General features: G+C 36.2%; 5 protein-coding genes and 1 pseudogene. 4 read left to right on the forward strand and 2 right to left on the reverse strand.

Features of this window, described 5'->3' with window-relative positions; translation table 11 throughout:
- Window positions 1-246 precede the first annotated feature (246 nt).
- Window positions 247-465, forward strand: a complete 219-nt coding sequence (locus IM319_RS02925) for a DUF433 domain-containing protein (protein WP_002746174.1) — start codon at window positions 247-249, stop codon at window positions 463-465.
- A gap of 1 nt (window position 466) precedes the next feature.
- Window positions 467-787, forward strand: a complete 321-nt coding sequence (locus IM319_RS02930; RefSeq protein WP_287734571.1) for a DUF5615 family PIN-like protein — start codon at window positions 467-469, stop codon at window positions 785-787.
- Between the two features lie 352 nt (window positions 788-1139).
- On the opposite strand, the gene IM319_RS02935 is transcribed toward IM319_RS02930, so the two are convergent.
- Window positions 1140-1448 carry a hypothetical protein gene (locus IM319_RS02935; RefSeq protein WP_146220266.1) on the reverse strand — a complete coding sequence of 103 codons (309 nt, stop codon included), beginning with the start codon at window positions 1446-1448 and terminating at the stop codon, window positions 1140-1142.
- Window positions 1449-1533: 85 nt separating this feature from the next.
- Complete coding sequence (locus IM319_RS02940; protein ID WP_287734572.1) at window positions 1534-1725, reverse strand: hypothetical protein; 192 nt, start codon at window positions 1723-1725, stop codon at window positions 1534-1536.
- A 356-nt stretch (window positions 1726-2081) separates the two neighbouring features.
- Here IM319_RS02940 and IM319_RS02945 point away from each other — a divergent pair, with 356 nt between their 5' ends.
- Window positions 2082-2582: a hypothetical protein gene (locus tag IM319_RS02945; RefSeq protein WP_287734574.1), complete on the forward strand. Its 501-nt coding sequence runs from the start codon at window positions 2082-2084 to the stop codon at window positions 2580-2582.
- A 434-nt stretch (window positions 2583-3016) separates the two neighbouring features.
- Window positions 3017-3116, forward strand: a pseudogene (locus tag IM319_RS02950) (Uma2 family endonuclease); the annotation flags it as partial.

Below are 3116 nucleotides of genomic sequence, written 5' to 3' on the forward strand. Positions count from 1 at the left end.
AAACCGCACTTTTTCTGGGTCAATGATGACAATAAGTTATGACTTAGAGATTAATCAACAACTAAAGCTTATGCTTGTAGCTAAGTGAAATCATTGATTAAGAGACCTGTGCTTTTCAATAACTTTTTCAGCAGACCCTATTTAGCATCAGTTTAACCCATTTTTCAAGAATCTAGGCTAGAATATGAAGACAAGACGTATTGCTCTGGGTTAATCTACTCTGTAGAAGCTAAGAAGGTAATCAAAATGGCTAAATATTCGCCTCTTATCCATGTATCTCCTGAAACTATGAGTGGTGTTCCCGTTTTTTCAGGTACTAGAGTTCCGATACAAACACTTTTTGATTATCTTAAAGCAGGAGAATCAATTGATGATTTTTTAGAGGGTTTTCCAACGGTAACAAGAGAACGAGTTATTAGCTTACTTGCAGAATTTGAAAAAGAGCTTATTGATAGGGTAGCGTGAAATGAGGCTTCTTTTAGATGAATGTATTGACCGAAGATTAATGAGGGAGTTTACAGGTTATAATATCAAAACTGTTCCGCAAATGGGATGGACTGGGATCAAGAATGGTCAACTGTTAGGTTTAGCTTCACAAGAATTTGATATTTTTATTACAGTGGATAAGAACTTGCCGTTTGAGCAAAATTTACCGCAGTTTAATCTAGCTATTATTATTTTACACTCACAATCAAATCGTTTGGCTGATTTAAAGCCTTTGGTTCCTAAAGTTTTAGAAGTTTTGGCAACAGTAACAAAAGGAACAGCAACAGTAGTAAGTTTATAACAACCTGTTTAAAATGAATTTAAGCCATTTTTCAAGAATCTGGACTAAGATATTAAGGCTACCGACTTGGGAAGATTATTCCAAGAACTATCCCTAGGAAGATAAACACAATAAATCCGATCAAAAATGCAGGTATTGGCTCACCCATAATAGCCAACAAGGTAGCTAAAGCTATGCAAAAACATAAGTTTAAGACATTCAAGATCAATAGTAGTTTATTTTTCATTTTTCCCTTAAAGCTAAATCGTCTAATGGGGATAGGGTTTTCTCTTGCATCCCCAGAGACATGAAAAGTGAAGTATTGCGAGAAGTTCTGTTGACCAGATGTCTAGAATCTTAAATAACAGTCGCACTACTCTCTTCTAAAACAATACGGCCCGCCATATGTACATTTTCGGCAGTCATAAATTTTTCCATCTTTACCACGCACTATATAATAAGTACAGTTGCTCTCTGGTCCTGTTGATGGAGCAATATACACCGGGTCTACAGGTTGCTGTACCAACAAAATAGTTTCGGTATTAGCAAAAGTTTGATTTGTTGACACGTCTAAACACAATATGTTTTTAGTTTGTACATTATCAGGAGTAGAAGCTTTTGCTTGGTTAACAGGAGACATGACCAATAAAAATGCTGAAGCTGTTACGAGAATACTTTTCATGTGATTTTTACCAAATTGAGCGATAAGTTTGATTTGACTTTGAGGTTAAAAACATTTTGAGATACACCCGATTAATGGACTGGCATTACCGACATCTTCTATTATATTCTTGATATCTCCGTTCAGAGGCGGCATAATTTCCCGATGCCCTAGCTGCATAATGTGGTATATTAACTTGAGTCGCCCAATAATCTCCATTTTTCGTGAGTTGATTGGCCTCTTGAATTAATCCTTGACAAGAAAGCCTATAAATTCTTTGCCAGTCTTCAGCTATCATTCGCTGTATTAGCTGGTCAGCTTCCCCCTCCATACTGTTTAATTCTCTCAACAATTGCTGAACTTCACTACTTTGTGCGTTAGAATTAGTTACCCCTACTGTAAACTGGAGGATTGAAAAACACCCTGCTAAAGTCAACACACTGATTGATTTTTTTGTTGGATAGAGCATAATTTTATTTCCTGAAAATTTGACACAACTAACAAGCCACACTACCGACAATGTATCAACCAGTTAAAATTATTTCAAGACGGAAAAAAACGGATATTGTCGGAGGTTTTGTTAACTATGTTTACAAATATCGGAAAATAACGGATAATGACGGTATTATGTCCCCAAATCTTAACATTACTCCCATGGATACCCAAGAAGTCTTCTCACTTATTGATAATCTGGTTTTTGACCACACGGGAAAGCATCTCGATACATTGCAATTAGGGATTTTAAAGAACGTTTTTGATGGTCAGAAATATGCAAAAATAGCAGAAAAATATAATTGTTCTGAAGGTCATGCCAGAGATAAAGCCTATGAACTTTGGCGCATTCTTTCGGAAGTGTTAGGGGAAGAATTAAATAAATCAACTGTTCGATCAGCAATTGAAAGGTTAATTGTCAGCAATAGTATTAATAATTTGGGTAATAAATCTGTAAAAATTGATCAGGTTACTTTCTGTCATAACCCTTCTAATAATCGAGAAATAGAAAATTATCATATTTATAAAACTGAAAACAATGTTATTAAGGCAAAACTAGAAACTGTTCCCAAACTAATAGGATTAGGATTAACAATCGAACAAATTGCTCAAGCTCTTGATTTAGATATACAATTAATTTTAGATAGTCTCAAACCAGAGTAACTTTGATAACTTCATCAAGATATCGATGTCAAGCTGCTTTGATCCACCATTGACGAGGATAGGGAAATGGAGAAATTTCAACTAATACCTCAAAACCAAACCCCCAACCCCAACACCTAGAACTGCTATAGTTAAAAAATGCCTTAAATTGTCTTGCTTAGTGTCAAAAACAATGAGCGAATTAAGTCCCGCCGCTGCTAGAGAAATTGAACGCTGGAGTTAAAGCCATCGCCTGAGTTTTTCCTATCTGCACTTAGCAAAATTTAGGGCGCGTTAGACGGCGACAATCTCTGCTTAAACTTGAATCTAACCATCCGTCGTAACGCACCTATCTATCATTAATTTATTTGGTGCGTTAGCGATAGCGCAACCTACTACTAATACTGACTCATAGCTGTTATAATTAGATCAATGTCCCAGCCAGGGGAAAAACTATGACAACTCTCGACATTTTACCAGAAGTTACCTGTCCCCCCACCGATTTATGGAGTGATGAACCACCCTTGGAAAGTGATTTACACCTGCAACAGATCA

This window comes from Microcystis sp. M113S1, assembly GCF_020246945.1.
Taxonomy (GTDB): Bacteria; Cyanobacteriota; Cyanobacteriia; order Cyanobacteriales; family Microcystaceae; genus Microcystis.

Excerpts from the sequence above, each read along its gene's own strand:
- IM319_RS02925 (WP_002746174.1), top strand. The coding sequence starts at position 247 with ATGGCTAAATATTCGCCTCTTATCCATGTATCTCCTGAAACTATGAGT.
- IM319_RS02930 (WP_287734571.1), top strand. The coding sequence starts at position 467 with ATGAGGCTTCTTTTAGATGAATGTATTGACCGAAGATTAATGAGGGAG.
- IM319_RS02935 (WP_146220266.1), bottom strand. The coding sequence starts at position 1,448 with ATGAAAAGTATTCTCGTAACAGCTTCAGCATTTTTATTGGTCATGTCT.
- IM319_RS02940 (WP_287734572.1), bottom strand. The coding sequence starts at position 1,725 with ATGATAGCTGAAGACTGGCAAAGAATTTATAGGCTTTCTTGTCAAGGA.
- IM319_RS02945 (WP_287734574.1), top strand. The coding sequence starts at position 2,082 with ATGGATACCCAAGAAGTCTTCTCACTTATTGATAATCTGGTTTTTGAC.